The sequence below is a fragment of the Klebsiella sp. GFKo11 genome (genome assembly GCF_056490265.1).
The window spans coordinates 4,725,379-4,750,066 of record NZ_CM151369.1 but is presented as its reverse complement, the minus strand read 5'-3'; the positions used below and the strand labels follow the sequence as shown (position 1 = coordinate 4,750,066).

Below are 24,688 nucleotides of genomic sequence, written 5' to 3'. Positions count from 1 at the left end.
AAAAATCATGAAAACGCTGGTGGTTGCCCTCGGCGGCAACGCTTTATTGCAGCGCGGGGAAGCGCTGACGGTGGAAAATCAGTATCGCAATATTGATAGCGCGGTTCCGGCGCTGGCGCGTCTGGCGCAAAATTACCGGCTGGCGATTGTTCACGGCAACGGGCCGCAGGTGGGCTTGCTGTCGCTGCAAAACCTGGCCTATGGCGATGTTGAGCCTTATCCGCTGGATGTGCTGGTGGCGGAGAGCCAGGGGATGATTGGCTATATGCTGGCGCAGCGTCTGGCGCAGGAATCACTGATGCCGCCGGTGTCGACGGTGATGACGCGCATTGCGGTAGCCTCGAACGATCCGGCTTTTTCGTCCCCGGAAAAATTTATTGGCCCGGTTTATGACCCGGAGTTGCAGAAACAGCTTGAAGCCGAGTACGGCTGGACGATGAAGCGCGATGGCAAGTACCTGCGCCGGGTGGTTCCTTCGCCGACACCGGTGAGGATTGAGGAGAGCGAGTCGATTGAGCGCCTGCTGGGCGAAGGTCACGCGGTGATTTGCTGTGGCGGCGGGGGAATTCCGGTGCTGGAGAGCGGGCAGGGCGCGGAGGCGGTGATTGATAAAGACCTCGCCGCCGCGCTGCTGGCAGAGCAGATTAATGCTGATGGCCTGGTGATCCTCACCGACGCCGACGCGGTGTATGAGCACTGGGGTACGCCGATGCAGCGACCGATCCGCGAAGCAACGCCGGAAGAGCTGGCCCCGTTTGCCCGCGACGATGGCGCGATGGGGCCGAAAATCGCGGCGGTAAGCGGCTACGTCCGCCGCCGTGGCAAGCGAGCGTGGATAGGCGCGCTATCGCGCATCGATGACACCCTGGCCGGGCTGGCGGGAACCTGCATCAAGCCCTGATGCGTGGCTATTGTGCGCGCTTTCCCCGGGGGCGGCGCTAACGCGCCTTGCCCGGGCTACGGGTTCACAGTTGTCTGCGGGCTGGTAGCCCGGACAGATGCGTAGCATCGCCTCCGGGAAAATACCCGAAGAATCCGTGCGCATAGAGGGTTTTATAGCCCGGCTAAGGCGCAGCGCGCCGCAAGCCGGGATGACGGGCAAGATTATGCGAGCTGCGCCTGTGCCCAAACGATACCGCTGATATACTCCGGCGGCAGCAACGGCTTTAACGCTTCCAGCGTCGCGCTCAGGCGGTCGGTATCGCTGTCGGTCAGGTTCAGGTGCCCGACCTTACGGCCCGGACGCACTTCTTTGTCGTACCAGTGCAGATGCACCAGCGGCAGCTTCAGCCAGGCATAATTCAGATCGGTACCGATCAGGTTGATCATCACCGACGGGCTATTCACCACCGGCGGCGGTAGCGGCAGGCCGGTAATCGCCCGCAAATGCAGTTCGAACTGACTAATCGACGCTCCGTTCTGCGTCCAGTGACCGCTGTTATGCACGCGCGGCGCCAGCTCGTTAATCAGCAACCCTTCCGGAGTGATAAAGCACTCCATCGCCATCACGCCGACATAGCCTAGCTCATGCATAACCGCCGACAGCATCGACTCTGCTTGCTCCTGCTGCTTCGCGTTCGCCTGCGGGAAGGCGACGCTGGTGCGCAAAATACCGTCCTGATGCAGGTTTCGGGTCAACGGGTAGAAGACCGTGCTGCCGTCGTGGGCGCGAGCGCCAACCAGCGACACTTCGCCGGAGAAGTTAATCCCCTGCTCGACGATACACTCGCCGTAGTTATCATCCGGCAACTGAGCGGTTTCGTTCTCCCGCAAACGCCACTGGCCGCGACCATCGTAGCCACCCACCCGGCGCTTAACGATAGCCAACTCGCCAAGGCGAGCAAATACCGCTGGCCACTCGCTTTTATCCGCCAGAAGCTGCCACGGCGCGGTGGCGAGCCCCAACTTATCGAACAGCTGCTTTTGCGTCAGACGATCGGCGATAATCGGGAAGACGTCTCGGTTGACGAAGGCGGAATGACGCGCCAGCTCGCGGGTCAGAGCGGTTTCCGGCCAGCGTTCGATTTCAGCGGTAATCACGCTTTGCTGAAACGGCACCGCTTCCGGGTCGGCATCAAGACCGACCGGCCAGACCGCGATACCCAGCGGCTCACCGGCCTGACGCAGCATTCGGCCTAGTTGACCGTTACCGAGAACGCAAACCTGCTTCATGCCGCACCCCGCGGGTCCGGATTCTCCAGCACTTCATCGGTCTGCGCCTGACGCCAGGCGCTGAGGCGTTGGTGCAGTTCTGCATCATGCTGGGCGAGGATCTGTGCGGCCAGCAGGGCAGCGTTGGCGGCTCCGGCTTTACCGATCGCCAGCGTGCCAACCGGAATGCCGCGCGGCATCTGAACAATGGAGTAGAGGCTGTCAACGCCGCTTAATGCCGCGCTCTGAACCGGCACGCCTAAAACCGGCACCAGGGTTTTCGCCGCAATCATGCCCGGCAAATGCGCCGCGCCGCCCGCACCGGCAATAATCACCTGAAAACCGTTCTCTTCTGCGCTTTCGGCGAAGCTAAACAGTTTATCGGGAGTGCGATGTGCGGAGACCACGTCGACATGGTACGGAACGTTCAGGGCATCAAGGATTTCTGCGGTAAATTGCATGGTAGCCCAGTCGCTTTTGGACCCCATCACGATGGCGATACGCGCCGAATTATTGCGGGAAGACATGCGTCTTAAAACTCCTGTGGGTGTGTTTCACACTGCTTTAGAGGCCACAGAGAATAGCATGAACTCCCGGCGAGGAAAACGGTTGCGTGCGCGTGGTTAGCCGTCTTTTGTCTCGGTTGTCGACGATGAAGTACGTTGTTTATTGGCCTTTATCTCATTCATGATACAAGTGATAAGCAGCACTAACCCCCAGGGGAGCATTATGGTACCCATTATCAGTAAATAGATTCGTACCAGCCGCCCATCGTGGGGCCGGGTACAGAGCAAATAAATAGCATAGAAATAGATCGCCCACACCAGCATTGCACACCAGACAAATGCCAGTGTGTTGCCGATAGCGACGCCGATTAAGGCAATATAGCTTACACCTAACGGATTGAGGATCGCGATGATCATTCCCCAAATCAGGGGCTGACTCCATTTTTGCATTTTCATTCCTTGAAAGTGGTTTGGCTGAAAATTAACCTGGCGGTTAAATGTTAATACAACAATTCTGTTGCCTGGGGAGTGTTTTTCGGAATAGTGCTTGCTGGGGTTAGAAGGGGAAATGAATCAGCTCAACGTCTTCTGGCGTCACTTTGACCATTGAACCTTCGCTATGCCACGCGCCAAGAACCACGCGATAAGCGGCTTTGTCGTTGGCGTCTAACTGATGGACGGCAGGACGGTGTGTATGCCCGTGAATCAGCCACTGGACGTGATGTTTCTCCATCGCGTCAACCACCGCTTGTGGGTTCACATCCATAATTTCCATCGATTTACTGCTGTTGGCGGCTTTGCTGTCGGCGCGCATTTTAGCGGCAATGCGGCGGCGGATAAACAGCGGTAAGGCCAGAAACAGGCGCTGGATCCAGGGATTGTGGACTTTCGCGCGAAACGCCAGATAGCCCGCGTCGTCGGTGCAAAGGGTATCGCCGTGCATAATCAGCACGTTGCGCCCGTAGAGGTTGAGAACCTTCTCTTCCGGCAGCAGAGTCATGGCGCTTTCGCGGGCAAAACGCTGACCGACGAGAAAATCGCGGTTGCCGTGGATAAAGTAGCAGGGGACGCCGGAGTCGACTAATGCTTTGATTGCGGCGGAGATTTGCTGATGCAGCGGGTTTGGATCGTCATCACCAATCCAGGCTTCAAACAGATCGCCAAGAATATACAGAGCGTCCGCCTTGCGGGCTTCACCCTGTAAAAAGCGCAGAAAACCGGCGGTAATCGCCGGTTCTTCCGTTTGCAGATGCAAATCCGCAATAAAAAGTGTCGCCACGAATTACTCGCTGACGGTGACGCTTTTGATCACAACATCTTCTTTCGGCACATCCTGGTGCATGCCGCTGCGGCCAGTGGAGACCGATTTGATTTTGTCGACCACGTCCAGACCCTCAACGACTTCTGCGAATACGCAGTAGCCCCAACCCTGCAGGCTTTCGCCGGAGAAGTTCAGGAAGTCGTTATCGGCGACGTTGATAAAGAACTGTGCGGTAGCGGAGTGAGGCGCCTGAGTACGAGCCATCGCCAGGGTACCGCGGGTGTTTTTCAGACCGTTGTTCGCTTCGTTCTGAATCGGGGATTTGGTGGTTTTCTGATTCATACCCGGCTCAAAACCGCCGCCCTGAATCATAAAGCCGTTGATAACACGGTGGAAAATGGTGTTGTCGTAGAAACCTTCACGGCAGTAGTCCAGGAAGTTTTTAACTGTTTCCGGCGCTTTGTCGTCAAATGTTTTGATTACGATATCGCCATGATTGGTGTGGAAAGTTACCATTTGTGCATCCTGTTCCGATGATTGTGGTGCCTGCACCCGGAGTCGGGCGAGATATAGGGGGCTGTTATAGCATAACCGCGGGGTTGGATCACCTTGCAATGTGTGCTGCTTCGGGGTTGAATTAAGGTTAGAATACGCGACTTATAACCACACACGTCTACACGGAATCTTCGATGTTAAAAATTTTTAATACACTGACGCGCCAAAAAGAAGAATTTAAACCTATCCATGCCGGGGAAGTTGGCATGTACGTGTGTGGTATTACCGTTTACGACCTCTGTCACATCGGCCATGGCCGTACTTTTGTCTCCTTTGACGTGGTTGCCCGCTATCTGCGTTTTCTCGGCTATCAGCTGAAATACGTGCGCAACATTACCGATATCGACGACAAAATCATTAAGCGTGCTAATGAAAACGGCGAAAGCTTTGTCGCGCTGGTGGATCGCATGATTGCCGAGATGCACAAAGACTTCGATGCGCTGAATATTCTGCGCCCGGATCTCGAGCCGCGTGCAACGCACCATATCCCGGAAATCATTGAGATTACCGAGCAGCTGATCGCTAAAGGTCATGCTTATGTCGCAGACAACGGCGACGTGATGTTCGACGTCCCGACCGACCCGAACTACGGTCAGCTGTCGCGCCAGGATCTCGACCAGCTGCAGGCTGGCGCGCGCGTTGATGTGGTTGACGTCAAGCATAACCCGATGGACTTTGTGCTGTGGAAGATGTCGAAAGAGGGCGAGCCGAGCTGGCCGTCGCCGTGGGGCGCGGGCCGTCCGGGCTGGCACATCGAGTGTTCAGCGATGAACTGCAAGCAGCTGGGCAACCATTTTGATATTCACGGTGGCGGTTCGGATCTGATGTTCCCGCACCATGAAAACGAAATCGCCCAGTCCACCTGTGCCCACGACGGCGAGTACGTTAATTACTGGATGCACTCCGGGATGGTGATGGTTGACCGCGAGAAGATGTCAAAATCGCTGGGCAACTTCTTTACCGTGCGCGACGTGCTCAAGTACTACGATGCGGAGACCATTCGCTACTTCCTGATGTCTGGCCACTATCGTAGCCAACTGAACTATAGCGAAGAGAACCTCAAGCAGGCGCGTTCTGCGCTGGAGCGCCTGTACACCGCGCTACGCGGAACTGACAAAACTGCGCAGCCTGATGGTGGCGAGGCGTTCGAAGCGCGCTTTATCGAAGCGATGGACGACGATTTCAACACCCCGGAAGCCTACTCTGCACTGTTCGATATGGCGCGTGAAGTAAACCGTCTGAAGGCCGAAGATGCCGCTGCAGCCAACGCCATGGCAGCGCATATGCGTAAGCTCGCCTCGGTGCTGGGCCTGCTGGAGCAGGAACCGGATGCCTTCCTGCAAAGCGGTGCGCAGTCTGACGATGGAGAAGTGGCGGAAATCGAATCGCTTATCCAGCAGCGCCTGGATGCGCGTAAAGCGAAAGACTGGGCGGCGGCGGATGCCGCGCGTGACCGTCTCAACGAGATGGGCATCGTTCTGGAAGATGGCCCGCAGGGCACCACCTGGCGTCGTAAGTAATCTCTTATTTGAAATTAAGGCCGCTTTACTGCGGCCTTATCATTTATATAAACCCCGGTAAGCACAAATTCTCTGAATTCAATTCTTTACAGTTTTTTTCCGGCTTCTGTATGCCCACAAACACAGCGTCAGAACGGCTCCCGGCAGCCAGACCCACTGTAGTTCTGAAATAATAACCTGATGGCCGGATGGCGTGGTGTATTGCGCTAAGGCAAAAGGGGCGACTTTAATCACCTGCCAGGGTGCAAAGAAACGCTCATCCAGCCACGGCCACAGCCAGCCTACGCCTTTCCCACCTGTGGTAATTGAATCCAGCAGGCTATGCGACAGCAACGAAACCGTCAAAAACAGCCAGCTACGCACCAGACCGACGCGAAACCATCGCCCCGCAAATAATACGCAAAGCAGCGGAACAACAAACGCAAACAGCAGTGAATGGGTGAAGCCGCGATGGCCGAAGACGTTGCCGTAGGCGATGCCGAATTTGAATGACAGCACATCGGCATCCGGCAACATGGCAAGTACGACGCCAGCCAGCAACAGACGTGGCGGGATAATCCGCAGCCCCAGCCCGGCTCCAAAGCATACAGGCACGGCGGCGTGGGTAATGATCGTTGGCATATCCCGTTATCCTGAGCAAATAATTGCCATTATCGCCTCTGTACCCGGTAAAGACATTCCCTCCAGATTCTGATTTTGGGCAAATGAATGGATCGGCGCGCTGATTTTTTGCATTGCTACCATTCCTGTTCGTTCGCTAACGCGCTAGCGTGAAGCTAAATATCATAAGGGAGAAGACGTATGCAGAAGGTGGCGTTGGTTACTGGGGGCAGTAAAGGCATTGGCTATGCGGCGGCGCAGGCCCTGTATCAGATGGGCTACGCGGTCATCGTGGTGGCACGTAACGAGCAGCAGCTCACTGAGTGCGCAGAGGGGCTGGACGCTGAACGATTTATTCCGATTGCCGCAGACGTCACTGACCCGCAGCAGGTTGAGGCTCTTTTTCAGCGCGTCCGCGAGCAGTATGGTCGTCTGGATCTGCTGTTTAACAATGCGGGTAATAACACCCCGGCAAAATCGATTGAAGAGATCTCGTTTGATGAGTGGCAGAGGGTGTTTAATCTCAACGTGCACGCCAGCTTCCTCTGTGCCAAAGAAGCTATCAAGATAATGAAACAGCAGCAGCCGATGGGCGGGCGGATTATTAACAACGCTTCTATTTCTGCAACCACCCCGCGCTTGTATAGCGCGCCGTATACCGCCTCGAAGCACGCGATTACCGGGCTGACAAAATCCATCGCGCTCGACTGTCGACAATATAATATCGCCTGCGGGCAGATTAACGTTGGCAATGCCGAGACGCAGCTTTCGGCGCGGATGCGCAAAGGCGTTTATCAGGCTAACGGCACGATTGCGCCAGAGGCGATGATGGATGTGGCCGATGTTGCGGCGGCGATTCAGATGATTGCGGCGCTGCCGCCAACCACTAACGTACTGGAGCTGACGATCATGGCCAACGAGATGCCGTTCGTTGGGCGGGGATAAAATGAAGGCGCCGGTTGTGGCGCCTTTGCTTTTTACTCGGTAACGGTAATGCTTTGACCTTCAAAGCTCACCGTTTGACCGGCGACGATTTTGCAGCGCTTGCGGGTTTCGACCGCGCCGTCGACTTTGACCAGACCGTCGGCAATGGCGATTTTCGCCTGTGCGCCGCTTTCGCTCCAGCCTTCCAGCTTCAGCAGATCGCAGAGTTCAACGTGCGGGTGTTTGCCCAGAGAGAAGTTCGCCATCTTAGGCCTCCTTAATATCGTGATACTCTTCGCACGCCTGTAGCGTGTTCTGAATGAGGGTGGCTACGGTCATCGGGCCGACGCCGCCAGGAACCGGCGTGATGTAAGACGCGCGCGCGGCGGCATCTTCATAGACCACGTCGCCAACCACTTTGCCGCTTTCCAGGCGGTTAATGCCAACATCGACCACAATCGCGCCTTCTTTAATCCATTCACCCGGAATAAAGCCCGGTTTACCGACCGCGACGATCAGCAGGTCGGCATTTTCGACGTGATGACGCAGGTTTTTGGTAAAACGATGGGTCACGGTCGTGGTGCAACCTGCTAACAGCAGCTCCATGCTCATCGGGCGCCCGACAATGTTGGATGCGCCGATCACGACTGCGTTCAGGCCGTAGGTATCGATGTTGTAACGTTCAAGCAGGGTCACGATGCCGCGCGGGGTACATGGACGCAGGCGCGGTGCGCGCTGGCACAGGCGACCGACGTTGTACGGATGGAAACCGTCGACGTCTTTATCCGGCGAAATGCGTTCCAGGACTTTGACATTATCAATGCCGGCAGGGAGCGGTAGCTGGACCAGAATACCGTCGATGGCGTTATCGGCATTCAGCGTGTCGATAAGCTCCAGCAGCTCCGCTTCGCTGGTGGTTTCCGGGAGATCGTACGAGCGGGAGACGAAGCCTACCTCTTCACACGCTTTGCGCTTGCTGCCGACATAAATCTGTGAGGCCGGGTTGCTGCCGACCAGCACGACGGCTAACCCTGGCGCGCGTTTTCCTGCCTCAACGCGAGCCTTTACTTTTTCCGCAACCTCAGAGCGTACCTGCTGCGCAATCGTTTTACCGTCAATAATTTTTGCTGCCATCAGAGAGAGGATTCCATCTGTATCTTTACGAAAGGGGGATGGCGATATTTTGTCAGAAGCCAGCCCCGCTGTCAGTCTTCGTTTGAGATTTTATCTTTCTTTTGGCCTGACCGGAGTTGAGTCAGTACTGAAGTTAGCGTGCAGAAACATGCACCTGGATAAACTTTGTACTGCTTTAGCTGCATAACCAGACAGGTTATGCAGACAAGCGCAGTTTCACGGCAAAATACATTGACTCATCAGGCGTGCACCGTATAATTCCCGGCGATTGCACATCATGAAGTTCTCACTTCTCAGTGCGCCCTTAGCTCAGTTGGATAGAGCAACGGCCTTCTAAGCCGTAGGTCACAGGTTCGAGCCCTGTAGGGCGTACCATTTTCACTTCTATCAACGTCTCCTGAAGTCTACTAAATCCAGCATACGCGTGGCATTCGCCAATATCTCATTATCTCAACGTCTACTATGGTCTATTGAAATCCACATTCATGTGGGGGTACATTTGGGGGTAGATTCCTGTTCAATGAAATGAGATACCCCCAAAATGAAGCTCACAGCCCGCCAGGTCGACACATCCAGGCCCAAGGACAAACCCTATAAGCTGTCTGATGGCGGCGGTCTTTACCTGTTGGTGAACCCCAATGGCTCGCGGTACTGGCGCCTTAAGTACCGCATCGCTGGTAAAGAGAAGCTTCTGGCGTTGGGGGTATATCCTGATATCACTCTGGCGGAGGCCAGACAGAAACGCGCGGATGCAAAAAAGGTTCTCGCTGCTGGTGGTGATCCGGGGCAGGAGAAGCAGGAAGAGAAACAAGCGAAAGAGCAGGCTGTGGCAAACAGCTTTGAGCGCCTGGCTATGGAATGGCATTCCCATAAAAGCACATCGTGGTCTGAAGGCTATGCTGAGCATCTCCTGATGTACCTGAAGAAGGATATATTCCCCTTCATCGGGCAAAAGGCGATTACTGATATCAGCCAGGTCGAAATGCTTAACGTCCTGCGAAAGATGGAACAACGCGGCGTTCTGGATAAACTCAAGAAAACCCGTCAGGCCTGCCGGCAGATATTTACCTATGCCATTATTACCGGTAGAGCCGAGCACAACCCTGTATCAGATCTGGCTGGCGCGCTTAAGCCGCCCAAGCAACAGCACTACCCACATCTTTTAGCCGACCAGATCCCGGATTTTCTCCGTGCGCTAAGTGAATACAGCGGTAGCACAATTACCCGCAACGCCACCCGACTGTTAATGCTTACCGGGCTCAGGACAATTGAGCTCCGTGCTTCTGAATGGGTTGATATCGACTTTGACAAAGGAGTCTGGAACATCCCCGCAGAGCGAATGAAGATGCGGCGCCCACACCTCGTACCTCTTTCGATTCAGGTTCGCGAGTTGCTGGAGGAGATCCACCAGCTTACCGGGCGAGGGAAGTATGTTTTCCCGGGTCGAAATGATGCCGGCAAGCCAATGAGTGAGGCCAGCATTAACCAGGTGATTAAGCGTATTGGCTATGACGGTAAAGCGACCGGGCACGGCTTCAGGCACACCATGAGTACCATACTCCACGAACAGGGCTATAACACAGCCTGGATTGAAACGCAGTTGGCCCACGTCGATAAGAACTCCATCCGCGGGACATATAACCACGCTCAGTATCTGGATGGCCGCCGGGAAATGCTCCAGTGGTATGCCGACTATATGGCGGCTCTTGAGAATGGTGAAAATGTGGTGCATGGCTCGTTCGGAAAACGCGCGTGACTGGATGGATAGACAGTATCTGCAGACAATAGTAGACTTAGGTAGACGAACAAAGAATAGGCTATGTCTAGGCTGATCCCCGAAAACCCGTACACCTCTGCGGGCTGGCATAGCCGCCAAAATCAGGGGGCGCGAGGTGGCGGAATGCTGGACATTGCTGAGTTGCTAAAGGCTCGGAAAAAAGAATTTATCAGTCTTCGAGAGTTCATAACAAGAATTCATCTCTATCAGCCTCATGTTAGCCTTAAGGACATTGCCGATTTCCTTTATATTGAGGACTCCAATGGAGGACTGCCTGAGTGGGTTAAAAAGGGTGTTGCTGGTTCAATAGAAACTACTTGGGTTGATGATAACCACATGGAATCTGATACATCATTACATTCCCTTTTGAATGTAATTCATGAGTTTGATGAGATGCCTGAGGTTTTACCTCCAGCGCTTACTTCGTCCACCGTGACTAGGATTGTTCCATCGGAAGCACCTATGGATTTTGATGACGATATTCCTTTTTGATAAATATAAATAATAGGAGAGCGGATAATGAGTGGATGGGGGCAAAGTAAAGAAGAACACTGGTCAGCAACTCAATTTGATAAATATGGTTTCCGTCGTTCTGACTTAAAGGCTATTGCTGACAAATTAGGGGTTAATCTTGATATTCCAATCGAGGAGATTGTTACATCAGGAGAAAATAGGAAGCCAGAAACATTTTCGGAAGAGGATATAAGCGTCCTCAGAAGCGAGATTTCTCTCTTAAAAGAGAAAATCAAAAAGTTAAAGAGTGAAAGGCCTACTCTTTTAGGCGAATACAGAAAAGATGATCCCCTCCTTCTGGCGATACAGATAAGAAACACTGAATGGAACATGTACGATCCTGATAATGACAGAGCTACCAGAGGGAATCAGGTGGCAATTATTCAAGGCCTTGAAGGTAAAGGGTTTTCCAATGCCCAAGCAAAAGCAATAGAAATGGTTGCATGCCCAATCAAGCGTGGCTAATCACCCCAGCCCTTAGGGTTGTATCTAGTCGAAAAGTCTTACCCTAAGGGTTTAATATAGCTACCCTTAGGGTAAGCTAACTGTTAGTTAGTCTTTAATAACCCTTACCCTTAGGGTTATTCATTCCTCACTAGCCATTAGGCCTAATGGTATGAAGAAATAGCATTTATTCGTGTAATCATATGCCACGTAAACCGCAATAGACGTTACGAGGTAAATATGTCCCAATCATTAATCCGATTCTCTGAGGTTCAGAAACGTACTGGCTACAGTAAGGCGTGGTTGTATCGTCTTATGAGTGAACAGCGTTTTCCTGCCGCAATTAAAATTGGCTCGCGCTCAATCGCATTCATTGAAAGCGAAATTGACGAATGGATTAATCAGCGCATTGCTGAATCGCGTGGTGAGGTGGCCTAATGAAAAAAGAAAACCGCCCCGTACAGCAGGCGGCTAACACAGATACTCGCGGATCTGATGTTACGCCACCAGCCTACACCGTTCAAGCCTCAAAGCGCATTCCGAAGAAACACCGTGCCCGCACCTACATGCTGCGCTGTGGGGCCGGTGGGTGGACAGAAAACGATATCCTGCGCAATTGCCGCCTCTCATCTGGCCGCAACTATGCGAGTGAACTTGAGCGCGAGCTTGATATCTGCCTGGAACGCCTTGAAGAGAAAAATCCTGATGGTATCGGGGCGCACATGCGCTACCGGTTTGCGTGCCGTGGTGACGTGCTGAAGGTGATTCAGTTCGTTAACCGCATGGCCGCAGTCAACCAACACCACGGGCTTACTAAACAGGATATTACCGACATTCTGAACCTCTACCCGGACAACTTCACCGCCGCATAACGGAGCCGAGAAAATGAAAATCGAAAAAAGCAGATTCAATTCTGAGGCCGCCCTTCAACCCAACGTTAACCCGGGGGTAATTAACGGTAACGACTTTGCCGCTATTGTCCCTGTTATTTCCGGGCAGATTGGCGGGCGTGAAACCAATATTGCGAGCGCCAGAGCTTTGCATAAAGCGCTGGGTGTGGGCCGCGACTTTACCAACTGGATTAAAGGCCGCATCGACCAGTACGGATTTGTAGCCGGGACTGACTACATCCGTGTTGAAAATTTGAGCTCACCAAAACGGGCGAGCGCAAAATTTCGCCAGCAGATTGAGCATGATTACCTTCTTTCGCTGGATATGGCTAAAGAAGTGGCAATGGTTGAGCGTAACGAGCAGGGCCGCGCCGTCCGCCGCTATTTCATTCAGTGCGAGGAAGCGTTACAGCTGAGTGCGCCGGAAATCGCCGCGAAGTACCGCCGCCATCTCAAAGCCCGCATTGGTGCTGCCAACCTCTTTAAGCCGATGTGCGCCGCTCTGGATGCTGCCCGGGCGGAACAGGGGAAAGAGACGCAAGCCCGCCACTACAGCAACGAAAGCAACATGATCGCCCGCATTGTGCTGGGTGGCATGACCGCTAAGCAGTGGGCGCAGGTGAACGGTATCGACGGCGAACCGCGCGATAGCATGAGCGCCGGCCAACTGGAGCACCTCAGCTACCTGGAGAGCACCAACATCACGCTGATCGATATGGGGATGGAGTACGACCAGCGTAAAGCAGAGCTAATCCGCCTGTCTCAGCGGTGGCTGGCAAAGCGTCTGGGGGTGGTTCATGACTAAGCATTCAGTTACCAAAGCCGAGGTAGTCGCAATGCCTGCCCCTCAGCCTGTAGCCAGCCAGAAAGAGATATTCCAAGCCGAAGAGAGCGATATTTCAGTTATTAAATTTGAGGGGCATACCGTGCGCATTGTGAGTGTTTACGGTGAACCGTGGTTTGTTGTCTCAGACGTCTGCCAGGCGCTGGAAATCAGCAATCCAACCAGTGCCGTTTCCTCTCTGGATTGTGACGAGGTAATGACCCTAACTTTAACTGAGGGTCATTCGGGTAAGCGCGGCGGGGCGCGTAGCTGGAATATGGCCGCAGAATCCGGCTTCTATAAGCTGATTGCCCGTAGCCGTAAAGCCTCCACGCCCGGTACGTTCGCCCACCGCTTCAGCAATTGGGTATTCCGCGAGGTTATCCCGTCCATCCGTAAAACCGGCTCGTACGGCGTGCCGTTCGCATTCCTGAATGACCATACCCGCCGCAAAGAGATTTACACGAAGAAAGCCAGTAAGCGCGGTAAAGACCTGCAGTCGTGCAAAGGTGAGAAGGCCCGCCTTGCTGCTGAAGAAATCGAGCTTTGGCGCAAGTATCAGCCGGATCTGCTGGAGGTTCATTAATGGTTAAGCCCACCAGCACACCGTTACCAAATCACTCCTACCGCGACGCTCACGGCCAGATGGTGAGCGTGACCGCTGTAGCGCATAACCGCGTGACGTTCTATCGCGAGGGCTATCAGTTCCCGTGCGTACAGCCCATTGAGCGCTTCATGAAGGAGTACATGGAGGTGAAGCAATGATTACCGCCGCCCAGGGTAACCTTGTTATGCCAATCTACGATATAATGGGGCTATCAGGAAAATCGCCCATATTTATCTTTACCAAAAGTAGGGACTATATAGTCTGGGGAACACTTAATGCACCGGCTATGACCTGTGTCTTTACTATGGATAGATGAGCGGCGGATATTCGTTGTGTTTTGAATTACTGAAAATCCCCGACGACTCGCGCCGCCGGGAACGATATTACTTCGTTGCCCCTTCCAGAGTCACTTTGTCATTCTCCCCGCTGGTGATAGTCTGCTGATGGAGGCTATCGGCGAGCGTGACGTCATTTACCGCGAAGAATTCCCAGGCCTGCGGCGTGTTGGCGAACGTCACTTCATCAAACTGACTGTCGTGGAGGAAAGAGATACTGGTGGCTTTGGTATTGCGGAATTTGACGTTGGAAAAACGCAAATTCTGGTGATAAGCATCGCGAGAGTAAGTTAGCCCAAATGACTCCGCCATTTCGGCGATGGTCATCCCATCCACCAGAATGCTATTTTTCGCCGAAGTACCGTCAACGGTGACGTTCTGTACCTGAACATCGCGGAACTGAGCGGGCTCATCGGCTGGCGTCGTATCATTCACATCCGCGCTGTATTTAATCGTAAAAACAAACGGTTCTTTAGCGATATCCTGCATCGCGTTATTGCGGAACAGTACATCGCGCACGCCGCCGCCATAGTAGGGGCGACTCTTCATGCGCAGGCCGACATCGGTCATATACATGACGTTATCCTCGGCGCGAACTTTCTCGATCCATGCTCCGGTATGGCTGCCGGTCACCACGGCACCGTGGCCTTTGCGGAAATAGTTATTAAAGATCCAGGCCCCGCTTTGTGGTTTTTGATGGAAGGTTTCCGCCCCTTTACCAAACCCGGCGGCAAAGTTGACGCAATCATCTCCGGTGTCGAAAAAGTTATTGAAGACTAAAGCGTTTTGACTATTGCCGAACTCCACGCCGTCGGCATTATTGCCATCAAAAGTCTGATGGATCAGCCCGTTAAGGGTAATGTTTTCCGACTCAAGCGCCATCACGCCGTGGAAGGCGGGGTTACGAATGGTGAGTCCGGCAAGGTAGAGATTTTGCACGCCGCGCAGGGTCATCAGGCTGGAACGGCGATTTTTATAGGCGCTATTGCTTTCAACGCCTTCGCCGATGGCTTCCTCGGTCTGATTTTTTGCCAGAATGCCATCTGTGCTGACTTTTTTAGCATTGCTCGCGCGGTACTGCGGCAACTCGTTACCCAGTTCATCGGTAATCGTCGCCTCGCCGCCGTTTTTTACGCCCCGGGTCCAGCCGTTGCCGTCAATAGTGCCTTTACCGACAATGCGAATATTGCGAAACGTTCCGGCAGGGGATTCGCCTTTATCGTTGCTTTCCAGCACGTTAATTAATGATGGCGGTCGACGAGGCTGCGGATGATCGCTGTAGGGATAAAGGTAATAGCCTTTTTCCAGCGGATATTGAGCCGGATCTTCCGAACCGAGGAGCGTGGTTCCTGCGGCAATCTCCAGCGTCATGTCGCTATGCAGGAAGAGGGCACCGGTTTTGAATTCGCCGCCGGAAATCACCACTTTGCAGCCCTGCGGATATTGCGCGACGGTGCAGCTATCAATCGCCTGCTGCAACGCCTGGGTGTTTAGCGTCGTGCCATCGTCCTTTGCACCGAACGTTTTGGCCTCTATGATGTGCGGCGTTTTGCTGGTTCGCGCTTTAATTACGGCGCTATCCGGGGATTCTTTACCCTCGGCATAGACCGCGCGTACCGTAAATTCATATTCCGTATCCGGCTTCAGGCCGCCGACGGTATAAGTACGCAGGTCGATTGGCTGCTGCCAGCCGTCGCTGGCAACGCGCTGGTAAAAGTTATCAATATAGGGCTTTGCCGGGGAATAGTGGTTCTGATTGTCTCTTGCGCTACCCAGCCGCTCGCCGTCACGATAGATAACGTAGTCCACGACCTGCTCCGTCTCCGACTCCGGTTTTTCCCAGACCAGTACCAGGCTGTTTTCATCGGCAGAAAGTATCGGAACCATCACATTCTGCTGCGCGGAAGCGGGCGCATCCTGGTGGTTATCATTCGCGCCGCTGTTGTCATTACAGCCGCTTGCCACCCCGGCCAGAGCGAGGGTGAGTGCCAGCATATAGCGTGAAGGTTTGAAGCTATTGCGCATGGATTTTCCTTAATGTCATATTTTATGGAAAAACAAAACCAAACTTCATTAAAAATGAAATTGTATTTTATATTTTCACTGGAAAATAAACGCGAGTAAGGTCAATCTTTCGCCAGCCGAAAAAATATTTCGTCAGTAAGAAAAAGTGAGTGGGGAAAGGTAAAAAATCCCCCATTATTGGGGGGCCGAGTATTCGATACGATATCCCCTCAAAGACGGCACGATGCGGGCAAACCCAGCGGGCCCCAGATGCATACCGGCAATCAGCAGGTTTTCTCTTGCGGCCTGAGCAAAGATCTTCTCTCGCGTCATTTGCGCTTGTGAAGGATCGCAATCAAAAGCAATAGCGACTGCGGGTTGTGCGGCCTGAATATGTGGAAAATGGACGATATCCCCCCAAATCAGCAGGCTTTGATGAGCCGAATCGATGCGAAATCCGCTGTGCCCGGGGGTATGGCCGGGTAGCCAGAGCGGACGAATACCCTCGACCACTTCACGATTATCCAGAAAACTGAGGTTGTGCGCCCAGGCGTCAAGCGTGCGGCGGGCGAGGGCGAAGTTACGCTGCCCCCGTTCATTGGCCCGTTTTAGCATGTAGTCATCCTGCCAGTATTCGGCTTCCAGAGGGTGAAGATGCAGCCGGGCGTTGGGATAGACTGGCGCCCCGCTCGCATCCAGCAGGCCGCCGATATGATCCGGGTGCGCGTGGGTCAACAGCACGGTATCAATATCTTTCGTCGCGACGCCTGCGGCCTGCAGGCTTTCCAGCAATACGCCGCCCGCATTATTCAGTCCTCCTGTACCGGCATCCACCAAAATGGTTCGTCCTCTCCCACGGATAAGATAACCATTAATGTCAATATTACCGGGGTCAGTTATGCCCGCAGAGCGCTGGATTTCCCCGGCGTCATGGCTATCTATACCGGACAGCAGCGCCAGGCTGGCGGCCATGCTGCCATCACTAAGGGCGGTAACCAGAAAATCACCAATCTGACGGGAAATAAATGAGGGATTGTGCATACATACCTTTTGCAGGATAAAGAAATCAATAGAGTGACGTTTGATCATGCTACGTTCTGTATTTAGCGGTCGGAAGCGATATTCTTTCACTGCTCAATGATATTTAGTCACTAAAACCGAAAAACCGAGATTGCCAGAATGCGAAAGAAACTCCCCAGTAGCGCTTCTCTTCAGGCCTTTGAGGCTGCGTCCCGGCATGGCAATTTTGCCCGCGCGGCGCTCGAGCTGTCGCTCACCGAAGGGGCTATCAGTCGACAAATTGCCCGGCTGGAGTCTCTGTTGAACTGCCAGCTTTTTGAACGGACGGGAAGCCGGGTGCGGCTGAACCCGAACGGTGCGCGCTATGCGCACCATGTGCGCGAAACTCTGGAGCGGCTTGAACGAGATACCCAGTATCTGATGGGCGCAACGAACGGCAGCCGAAGCCTGGAGATTGCCGCGCCGCCGACATTTGCCAGCCGCTGGCTGATCCCTCGTTTAGGGGACTTTCAGCAAAAAAATCCTGATATCACATTGAATATCGCGGTCAGAACCGATCCGTTTATCATCACCGGCAGCGGTTTCGATGCGGCGGTTCACTTTGAACACCCGGCGTGGGCCGGAATGCGTATGCAATTTCTGTTTGAGGAACGGCTGGTTCCGGTATGCCATCCCGCGTTACTGATGAGAGGGGATATCGCCAGCCTGCTGAATGAACTACCGCGCATTCATCGACGGCAGAACCCCGACGCCTGGCCTCGCTACGCTGAAGAGTGCGCCATCGCGCTGGATAATCCGGCGCAGGGTGTACGTTACGATCTGCATGAAATGGCGATTGCCGCCGCGCTGGCCGGACAGGGCGTTGCGCTGGTGCCGCATGCTTATATCGAAAAAGAGCTGGAAAACGGGTTACTGGTTGCTCCGTGGCCGATAGCCAGCAGTCTGAGGAAGCGCTTCTGTCTGGTGAAGCCGCTGGCAAACGGGATCAATGAAGCGGCGCTACAGGCGTTTGAACAGTGGCTGGTGGCGCAATGAAGGCCCGACAGAAAGCCGGGCCACAATCAAACATCAACGCAGCGGAATTCGTACTACGCTTTCTTCGGTATTGGCTTTTGCTGCCGCACCGTCGTTTTTCACGGTGACAAACAGCGCGCGCGCTTTGCTATCCAGCGCCAGGCTGTTTGGGTGTGGAAGCAGCGGAAGGGTTTGCAGATGAGCCAGCGTTTTACTATCAAAGACGGAAAGCGAGCCCGCGCCTTTTTCCACCCGCACGCCGCCGCGATTGGTCACATAAACCCGTTCTTTCTCTTCATCAAGCAGCAGGGAAATCGGCACTTCCTGGGTCTCGACGCTGGTCAGTAGTTTGCCGTCCTGCGCGTTCAGGGCGAACAGGCGATGCCCGCTGCTGCGGCGGGTATACGCCTCTTTCAGGTGATAGTTACGGTATTTATCGCGATCGATCCCCTGGTCAACGCCGAGAATCCGATCGTTTTTCCGGTCATATACCAGGTTCAGTAGCTGATCGGCCTGGATCTCGCGCTTGCCAGCGATCTCCAGAGTATCGGCATTGACGGTCATCAACTGACCCTGCATGTTCGAGACGAACACACGGCGTCCTTTTTCATCCAGCGCGATACCGACAGCATAGAAACCGAAGCCGGGAAGCGTTTTCTCCAGCTTGCCGCTGCGGGTATCGACGACGAACAGTACGCTATCCACGCCGTAGCCGAGGCCCGGCAGGAACAGGCGTCCGGTTTGTGCATCGAATCGCGCCTCGCGGACTTTATACAGATGGCCTTCGCTGATTTTGAAACGTTTAAGCTCGGCGAGCATAAAATCGAGGCGCTCGCCGCTCATGCCCGCTTTACGCCAGGCGGATTCGATATTGACCTCATCTTGTAATTTTATCGACCCGAGGCTGCGGTTGGCGGCGGTATCGACTATCCCTACGCTGCCGTTGAAGCCTTCAGTCAGATACAGGCGGTTATGCTCGTCATCCAACGCGACCCCAAAGCCTTTGACATCCATCGGGATGGTAGCCTGCTTTGCCAGGGTTTGCGGGTCAAGGCGCAAGACGGTCGATTTTTTCTCATCTTTCCAGTCCGGAGAGCTGACAAAAAGCGCATGTTGTTTTGCGCTCCAGGCCAGCTCAACCACCGCTGGCGCGACGGCGGCGCGATGAATATCCTCCGGCTTGATAAGCGTCTCCTGCGCCTGAGCGAATGTCGCCGTTGCCATCAGCAAGGCGGTAAATAAACGAAAGTGGATCCCAGACATCCTGTTATCTCCAATTTAGGTGTTCGTTAAAAGCGTAATTCCACGGCGGCACCAATCAGGCGTGAGCGCTGCTGAATGGCGGTATAGACATCGTTGCCGCTGACCATCACCTTGCGATCGGAATCAAACAGGTTTTGCGCGAACAACGTCGCCCGACCGTACATAAAGGTGTAAGCCAGCTGGGCGTTTGCTGACCAGTAGGAGCCAATGCGACCGCGTGAGTCGTTGTCGTAGGCGGAGTAGTAGGAGTCGGAGAAGGCGACGTTGCCGCTCAGCTCCCAGCCGCTGGCAACCTGCCAGGCGGCGCCGACGTTGGCGGTATACGCAGGAGCGCGGGCCAGCTCGTGACCTTCAACGCCGCTGCCGGGGAATTCGGCAATTTTGGTTTTCAGTAAACCGATATTGCCGGAAAGCTCCAGATCCCAACGCGGTGTCCAGGTGGCTCCCATCTCTGCACCCCAGGTTTCAACCTTATCGGCATTACGGATTACCGTAGAGTTGGCGGCAAGATAATAGGGGAGCTGCATGTCCTTGTAGTCGTTGTAGAAAAGGTTGCCAGTTAAGACTACGTTGCCATCGTTCAGGGCGTGGCGGGTATAAAGCTCATAGTTCCAGACGTATTCCGAGTCATAGGTGTAGCTGGTGATCGGTGCGCTCAGCGTGATCCCCGCGCCCCCGGCGTTATAGCCGCGCGCGACGCGTGCCCCCCAGGTCTGATTGGCCTCCGGTTTCCAGGCGACGTCCAGTTTCGGTAAAAAGACGTTATAGGTTTCGTCAAAATCAATGCGCACGCTTTGGCTGCCGCCGAGACGTTTGCGGTGTTCGCGCTCAAAGCGGGTGGAGGTAGTAATATCCACTTGCGGCGTGACCGCCCAGGTTAGCTCGCCGTAGGCGGAACTGGTGCGGGTGTCATCGGTAAAGGTGGAACCGCCAAAGATATAGACCGACTCATCCTGCGAGGCGTCGAAATAGCGTAATCCGGCAAATCCCCGTAGGCGGCTGTCGCTATTGCCGAAGTGCACGACGGGTTCGACATGGAGTTCGCTGCCGTCAATTTTGGCTTTTGGCAGGCCGTCGGCGACGTAGCGGTTAATGTGGAATCCGGTGTAAATAAAGCGGTTTTCCAGCCGCAGGCCGTCATCGCCTTCCCAGGCAAGATCCCAGATACCGCTATTGACGTTGCTTTTAAACACCGCCCGTCGCCAGTCGTGGCGGGGGTTGGTTGGGTGCGGCATTGGGTTAAGACTTTCGTTTTGCGGCGCTCCGCTATCAGAGTGATTGAAGGTGAGCTTGGTAGTGAGATTGCGCAGGCCCGCCGGGTTAAACAGCAGCTTGGCACGGGCGTTAGTGGTTTGTACCTCGCTCGGGTCGCCAACCGGATCGTAAGCCGGTAAATCGATATCGCTGCGCCGCCGCTGGCGATCGACGCTGGCGCGCAAGGCCAGCTGTTCTTCAATCAGCGGGGCGTTGACCATCGCCGCAAGCTGAGAAGAATGCTGATTACCCGCACCGCCTTTGAATGCGCTCTCCCAACCAAAATCCGGGTCTTTCGAGGTCATCACGATAGCCCCCGCGATGGCATTGCGTCCCTGAATATAGCTTTGTGGCCCACGGAAAATCTCCACACGCTCCATATCCCACAGCGATTGCGGGCCGTAAGCCTGCTCGTTATAGGTCAGGGAACGGCCATCGAGAGAAAGCCCCAGGCGCGGGCGGGTACCGCTAAGAAACGCTCCGGCCCCGGTGCTGGGCCCGGAACCATCCACCCCGCGCACGGTGGGCAGATCGTTACCGATGCCGATATCGACGGTGTTAGCGGTCATGCGCATCAGGTCAGAAACCGTTTCGGCTCCCGGCATGCTGTCGATGCGTCGACTATCGAACACTTCAACGCTTGAGCCGGTATCGAGCAACGAGCGGGCGGTTTTCTCGCCAGTGACGATCATTAACTCCTGATCCTGATAGCTGCTATCTGCGCGTTTCTTCTCCTGCTCTTCGGCTTCTGCTGCAATTGCGCTGAGCGGAAGCAGGCAGCACAGGCCGACGAGAAGGGCGGGGATCCCTGAAAAGTATTCTGACTCAGCCAGTTCCGGCTGGTCGGTTAAAGCGTATTGTTGAGCGGCGGTATGCGTGCCCATGTGTCATCTCTCCTTTATCCATAAGGTAAATTGATGACAGTGCTCACGGCTAACGGACGGTGTACCGTTATTAGCGTGTTCTGGCTCTTTTTAAAGCGTTTTAATTAAAATCTAATGCCAGATGTAATTATTTGTTTCTGATGATAACGATTTTCATTATCATATACCAGTCGCTATATTTTGTAGCTGGTCGGAAGAAAACAGCAGGCTGCAGAGGCTGAGAAGTGAAGTGCAGCAGCCATCGGGATACGGCTGCTGCTCAGATTCAGGCGTGGGATAACAGCGGGAACATCAGTTTATTCTCTTTGAAGATATTTTCTTTTTGTCCGTAGATAAACAAAATATCTTCTCCCTCAATTGTTTCGTATTCGCCAACCCGGTTCTCTTTCGGCGTAAAGCCGAGAATCGCTTGGTAGGTATTTTTGTCGGCAAGCTGATTAATAATGGTCGAAAGAGAGCGTCCGCCATCGCAGAAAATATCAAAGCAGATCAGCGCCGGGCCGTTTTGCATCGCAATGGCGATGGCCTGATTTTTCTCTGAGTAATAGACAAAGTGCTTCATAAAGGCGGAGCAGTAGAACATCAATAAACCGAAGTTATCCTCTATCCGCAGTTGTGAAAACGGATTCGATTTTTGATAGTACTGCTGCAATAGCGCCACGTCTTCCGGTTGGTCCATATCCAGCTTGCGAAAATCGCCTGCAGCGGGCATCACCGGCATAATATATTGGTGTTCGTCGGTGCGCTCGAAGCCAAATTTTGGATAAAAATCCACGGTTGTCGGGTTGGCGAACAGGAAAAATGCCTCAGCTTTATCCTGCCAGTCGCGCAGAATCTGATTAACCAACTGCCCGGCCAACCCCTTATTGCGGTGATCGACATCGGTCATCACGGTACCGATTTGAATATAGCGCCGGGGTTCACCTTGCCAGACCAGGTCAATAATGTTGGCGGAGGCGTTGGCAATCACTTTATTGTTGCTCACCAAAGCATAAGGAATATAGGCGTCGCTCCAGTATCCCTTGCGATACCACTCTTTAAAGGAGAGATCGAACGTTTTTATCGCCAGGTCAATAAAGCTATTTCTTAAGACGTCATTGTGCACAATCTGCGTAACTAATTTGTAGGTCATCATCGGCATTCCTTTTACGCTACGGGTGAGGCGCTAATGTTCCGGCCCTCTGTTCGGCGGCCCGATCTCTGTCAGGCGTCCTAAAAGTAGCATATTCCGGGGAATGGGCGATGGTTGTCATGCCTAACCCTTGCCCCGGTCACAAATTTGCCGATGAATCGCCAACCGCCAGTTAACGATGGGAAAAGGATTGCAGCGGGTGCTCAAGCTGGTGGTTATGAGTTGATTCAATTTGCGCGATAATTACCTGATACCCGGCGATCCACTGGGCGCTTTTCTGTTTGGCCTGCAAATGGTGAGTGTCGTTAATGCTCGCGTCCATTCCTTCTCTCTCTGACCAGTAATAGTTATTGATCAGGCGTTTACCATCGGCGCTGCGAAAACTCTCCATTCCCAGATAGCCTGTTGATTGCAGCGTCGCCTGCTCAATTTGCTTATCCAGCGCATAGAACTCATCATCGTATTCGCGTTTTTCAAAAATAAACGTTGCCTGCCATAGAGCCATATCTTAATCCTAAAAAATGCGTGGGCCGGGGCATCCCCCGGCGAAAGTGAATTAAGCTGCGTTGTTCATTTCAAATTTCGGCGAAATAAAGCCGTACAGGGTCCAGCCAATAAAGGTGACGATCGCGCCGTACATCATCGCTTCATCACCGGAAGAGTACAGGGCGTAAAAACTGTAAAGTGCGCCGATAAAGGCAATAATATTCGCAATGCGCGCTTTGCCAGGCTCGACTTTCGCGACTTTCTGAATAATCACCAGCGCGGCCATGGAAAGAATATACGGGATAATATTGGTCACCACGGCCAGGTCTACCAGCACGTTAAACTGCTTATTTAACGACGGGCTAATGGTCATCAGCGACAGCACGGTCTGAATCACCACGATAACCAGCATGCCTTTCACCGGCGCTTCGGTTCGGGTCACTTTGGAGAACACTTTCGGGAAATAACCCGCATCAGAAGAGGACTTAAATACCTGGGCAATGGTGAACTGCCAGCCCAGCAGAGAGCCGCAGCAGGACATCACCATCAATGCCATGATGACTTTACCCACGGTCGGATTGAACATATGAGCAAACGCCAGGCCAAACGGCGCGCTGGAGTTCGCCAGGTCCAGGTTCGGCACGATACCGGCAATCACGTTGGTGGAAACAATATAGATAACGGCTGCGCCGAGGGTGCCGCCGAGAACCGCGATAGGAACGTTACGCTCAGGGTTTTCCACGACATCGGTATTCGCACAGGCGGATTCCAGGCCAAGGAACGCCCACAACGTCATGGCGATAGAAGAACCAACCGCGCCGAAGGTCGGGATATGATGTGGGTTCCAGGAAGCAACATACATTTCCGGGCTAAACCAGTACCAGCCGATAACGGACAGGCCGACAACCGGGATAATCACGCCCCATACGGTGACGCCGCTGATCTGACCGGTGATCTTCGCGCCGCCAAAGTTAGCCACGGTGCAAATCCACAGCACGGCGATCGTCGCCAGGCAAATCGCAAAGGGTGAGAGGTTCACTCCCATCAGCTCGGTACCGTAGCCGACGGCGGAAATTGCAATCGCGACGTTGGCGATCAGCAGCGAGACGCCGTAGGTGTAGTTGGCCATAAAGTTACCGGATTTACCGAAGGAGTATTCCGCGTATCCGCCCATGCCTCCCGCTTTACGGCTGAACATGCCGCATTTGGCGAAGGCATAAGCCAGCGCCATTGAACCGACGGCCGTCACCAACCATGACACGATAGAAATCGTGCCGACTTCCGCCAGTTTCGTTGGCAGCATAATAATCCCTGACCCCATCATATTGACGGCGGTCAGAATAGTGAGCTGAACCACGCCCATTTTATTTTTTGACGTACTCATAATCCTATAACCTCATTATCGGTACAGTGATATACCCGTCATACTTCAAGTTGCTTATGTGTTGGCTACGCTCATTCCCCCCCAGTCACATAGTTATCTATGCTCCTGGGGACTCACTCCCTTGCCGCCTTTAAGCAACTCGAATTATTTAGGGTATATATTCTAAATATGTTGTACGGGCAGCTATTGCCGACGGACTGAAATATC

General features: G+C 53.8%; 27 protein-coding genes and 1 tRNA gene. 13 read left to right on the top strand and 15 right to left on the bottom strand.

Going from position 1 to position 24,688, the window contains the following annotated elements:
• The first annotated feature begins 7 nt into the window (after nt 1-7).
• Nucleotides 8-901 carry a carbamate kinase gene (locus AC07P6_RS22925; RefSeq protein ID WP_478314800.1) on the top strand — a complete coding sequence of 298 codons (894 nt, stop codon included), beginning with the start codon at nt 8-10 and terminating at the stop codon, nt 899-901.
• A gap of 203 nt (nt 902-1,104) precedes the next feature.
• Here the strand turns inward: AC07P6_RS22925 and purK are convergent, their stop codons facing one another.
• The 5 genes from purK to ppiB form a co-directional block, all read right to left on the bottom strand.
• Nucleotides 1,105-2,172 carry a 5-(carboxyamino)imidazole ribonucleotide synthase gene (purK, locus tag AC07P6_RS22920; protein WP_304256717.1) on the bottom strand — a complete coding sequence of 356 codons (1,068 nt, stop codon included), beginning with the start codon at nt 2,170-2,172 and terminating at the stop codon, nt 1,105-1,107.
• Complete coding sequence (purE, locus tag AC07P6_RS22915; protein ID WP_181483232.1) at nt 2,169-2,678, bottom strand: 5-(carboxyamino)imidazole ribonucleotide mutase; 510 nt, start codon at nt 2,676-2,678, stop codon at nt 2,169-2,171. The genes purK and purE overlap by 4 nt, the downstream gene beginning before the upstream one ends.
• Before the next feature lie 96 nt (nt 2,679-2,774).
• A complete protein-coding gene (locus tag AC07P6_RS22910; protein ID WP_434659918.1) occupies nt 2,775-3,113 on the bottom strand; it encodes a hypothetical protein in 339 nt (112 codons plus the stop codon).
• A 100-nt stretch (nt 3,114-3,213) separates the two neighbouring features.
• A complete protein-coding gene (lpxH, locus tag AC07P6_RS22905) occupies nt 3,214-3,936 on the bottom strand; it encodes a UDP-2,3-diacylglucosamine diphosphatase (RefSeq protein ID WP_304256722.1) in 723 nt (240 codons plus the stop codon).
• A gap of 3 nt (nt 3,937-3,939) precedes the next feature.
• A complete protein-coding gene (gene ppiB, locus AC07P6_RS22900) occupies nt 3,940-4,434 on the bottom strand; it encodes a peptidylprolyl isomerase B (RefSeq protein ID WP_110273134.1) in 495 nt (164 codons plus the stop codon).
• Between the two features lie 173 nt (nt 4,435-4,607).
• Here ppiB and cysS point away from each other — a divergent pair, with 173 nt between their 5' ends.
• Complete coding sequence (gene cysS, locus AC07P6_RS22895; protein ID WP_434659917.1) at nt 4,608-5,993, top strand: cysteine--tRNA ligase; 1,386 nt, start codon at nt 4,608-4,610, stop codon at nt 5,991-5,993.
• Between the two features lie 78 nt (nt 5,994-6,071).
• Here cysS and AC07P6_RS22890 read toward each other — a convergent pair whose 3' ends face one another.
• Nucleotides 6,072-6,614 carry a metal-dependent hydrolase gene (locus AC07P6_RS22890; protein ID WP_478314799.1) on the bottom strand — a complete coding sequence of 181 codons (543 nt, stop codon included), beginning with the start codon at nt 6,612-6,614 and terminating at the stop codon, nt 6,072-6,074.
• 180 nt (nt 6,615-6,794) lie between these two features.
• On the opposite strand from AC07P6_RS22890, the gene AC07P6_RS22885 reads away from it, so the two are divergent.
• Nucleotides 6,795-7,538 carry an SDR family oxidoreductase gene (locus tag AC07P6_RS22885; RefSeq protein ID WP_304256724.1) on the top strand — a complete coding sequence of 248 codons (744 nt, stop codon included), beginning with the start codon at nt 6,795-6,797 and terminating at the stop codon, nt 7,536-7,538.
• A gap of 32 nt (nt 7,539-7,570) precedes the next feature.
• On the opposite strand, the gene ybcJ is transcribed toward AC07P6_RS22885, so the two are convergent.
• Nucleotides 7,571-7,783, bottom strand: coding sequence for a ribosome-associated protein YbcJ (gene ybcJ / locus AC07P6_RS22880; protein WP_110273138.1), 213 nt, complete (start codon nt 7,781-7,783; stop codon nt 7,571-7,573).
• A gap of 1 nt (nt 7,784) precedes the next feature.
• The gene (folD, locus tag AC07P6_RS22875; protein WP_182236919.1) at nt 7,785-8,651 is read right to left on the bottom strand and encodes a bifunctional methylenetetrahydrofolate dehydrogenase/methenyltetrahydrofolate cyclohydrolase FolD; all 867 of its coding nucleotides are present in this window, start codon (nt 8,649-8,651) and stop codon (nt 7,785-7,787) included.
• Nucleotides 8,652-8,949: 298 nt separating this feature from the next.
• Here folD and AC07P6_RS22870 point away from each other — a divergent pair.
• The 9 genes from AC07P6_RS22870 (at nt 8,950) to AC07P6_RS22830 (ending at nt 13,863) form a co-directional block, all read left to right on the top strand.
• A tRNA-Arg gene (locus AC07P6_RS22870) sits at nt 8,950-9,026 on the top strand.
• A 166-nt stretch (nt 9,027-9,192) separates the two neighbouring features.
• Nucleotides 9,193-10,407, top strand: coding sequence for a tyrosine-type recombinase/integrase (locus AC07P6_RS22865; protein WP_148854894.1), 1,215 nt, complete (start codon nt 9,193-9,195; stop codon nt 10,405-10,407).
• A 63-nt stretch (nt 10,408-10,470) separates the two neighbouring features.
• Nucleotides 10,471-10,920 (top strand): hypothetical protein, encoded by a 450-nt coding sequence (locus AC07P6_RS22860; RefSeq protein WP_148854895.1) that lies wholly within the window; start codon nt 10,471-10,473, stop codon nt 10,918-10,920.
• Nucleotides 10,921-10,947: 27 nt separating this feature from the next.
• A complete protein-coding gene (locus AC07P6_RS22855; RefSeq protein WP_262368342.1) occupies nt 10,948-11,406 on the top strand; it encodes a hypothetical protein in 459 nt (152 codons plus the stop codon).
• A gap of 219 nt (nt 11,407-11,625) precedes the next feature.
• Nucleotides 11,626-11,823: a helix-turn-helix transcriptional regulator gene (locus tag AC07P6_RS22850; protein ID WP_148854897.1), complete on the top strand. Its 198-nt coding sequence runs from the start codon at nt 11,626-11,628 to the stop codon at nt 11,821-11,823.
• Complete coding sequence (locus tag AC07P6_RS22845) at nt 11,823-12,257, top strand: hypothetical protein (protein WP_148854898.1); 435 nt, start codon at nt 11,823-11,825, stop codon at nt 12,255-12,257. Before AC07P6_RS22850 ends, AC07P6_RS22845 begins: the two co-directional genes overlap by 1 nt.
• Before the next feature lie 13 nt (nt 12,258-12,270).
• The gene (locus tag AC07P6_RS22840) at nt 12,271-13,080 is read left to right on the top strand and encodes an antA/AntB antirepressor family protein (RefSeq protein WP_478314798.1); all 810 of its coding nucleotides are present in this window, start codon (nt 12,271-12,273) and stop codon (nt 13,078-13,080) included.
• Nucleotides 13,081-13,111: 31 nt separating this feature from the next.
• Complete coding sequence (locus AC07P6_RS22835) at nt 13,112-13,684, top strand: BRO-N domain-containing protein (RefSeq protein ID WP_142523918.1); 573 nt, start codon at nt 13,112-13,114, stop codon at nt 13,682-13,684.
• A complete protein-coding gene (locus AC07P6_RS22830; RefSeq protein ID WP_220979151.1) occupies nt 13,684-13,863 on the top strand; it encodes a DUF4222 domain-containing protein in 180 nt (59 codons plus the stop codon). The genes AC07P6_RS22835 and AC07P6_RS22830 overlap by 1 nt, the downstream gene beginning before the upstream one ends.
• Before the next feature lie 225 nt (nt 13,864-14,088).
• Here the strand turns inward: AC07P6_RS22830 and AC07P6_RS22825 are convergent, their stop codons facing one another.
• Both AC07P6_RS22825 and AC07P6_RS22820 read right to left on the bottom strand, forming a co-directional pair.
• Nucleotides 14,089-16,065, bottom strand: a complete 1,977-nt coding sequence (locus AC07P6_RS22825) for a glycosyl hydrolase family 28 protein (protein ID WP_478314797.1) — start codon at nt 16,063-16,065, stop codon at nt 14,089-14,091.
• A gap of 174 nt (nt 16,066-16,239) precedes the next feature.
• Complete coding sequence (locus tag AC07P6_RS22820; protein ID WP_434664197.1) at nt 16,240-17,085, bottom strand: MBL fold metallo-hydrolase; 846 nt, start codon at nt 17,083-17,085, stop codon at nt 16,240-16,242.
• Between the two features lie 138 nt (nt 17,086-17,223).
• On the opposite strand from AC07P6_RS22820, the gene AC07P6_RS22815 reads away from it, so the two are divergent.
• Complete coding sequence (locus AC07P6_RS22815; RefSeq protein ID WP_478314796.1) at nt 17,224-18,099, top strand: LysR substrate-binding domain-containing protein; 876 nt, start codon at nt 17,224-17,226, stop codon at nt 18,097-18,099.
• Nucleotides 18,100-18,132: 33 nt separating this feature from the next.
• Here AC07P6_RS22815 and AC07P6_RS22810 read toward each other — a convergent pair whose 3' ends face one another.
• The 5 genes from AC07P6_RS22810 to potE form a co-directional block, all read right to left on the bottom strand.
• Nucleotides 18,133-19,341, bottom strand: a complete 1,209-nt coding sequence (locus tag AC07P6_RS22810; protein ID WP_478314795.1) for a YncE family protein — start codon at nt 19,339-19,341, stop codon at nt 18,133-18,135.
• 26 nt (nt 19,342-19,367) lie between these two features.
• On the bottom strand, nt 19,368-21,479 hold the full coding sequence (locus tag AC07P6_RS22805) for a TonB-dependent receptor (RefSeq protein WP_434659906.1): 2,112 nt from the start codon (nt 21,477-21,479) through the stop codon (nt 19,368-19,370).
• Between the two features lie 265 nt (nt 21,480-21,744).
• Nucleotides 21,745-22,611 (bottom strand): GNAT family N-acetyltransferase, encoded by an 867-nt coding sequence (locus AC07P6_RS22800; protein WP_434664194.1) that lies wholly within the window; start codon nt 22,609-22,611, stop codon nt 21,745-21,747.
• A 172-nt stretch (nt 22,612-22,783) separates the two neighbouring features.
• Nucleotides 22,784-23,116, bottom strand: coding sequence for a hypothetical protein (locus AC07P6_RS22795; RefSeq protein ID WP_304256753.1), 333 nt, complete (start codon nt 23,114-23,116; stop codon nt 22,784-22,786).
• 51 nt (nt 23,117-23,167) lie between these two features.
• Nucleotides 23,168-24,481, bottom strand: coding sequence for a putrescine-ornithine antiporter (gene potE, locus AC07P6_RS22790; RefSeq protein ID WP_478314794.1), 1,314 nt, complete (start codon nt 24,479-24,481; stop codon nt 23,168-23,170).
• Nucleotides 24,482-24,688 lie beyond the last annotated feature (207 nt).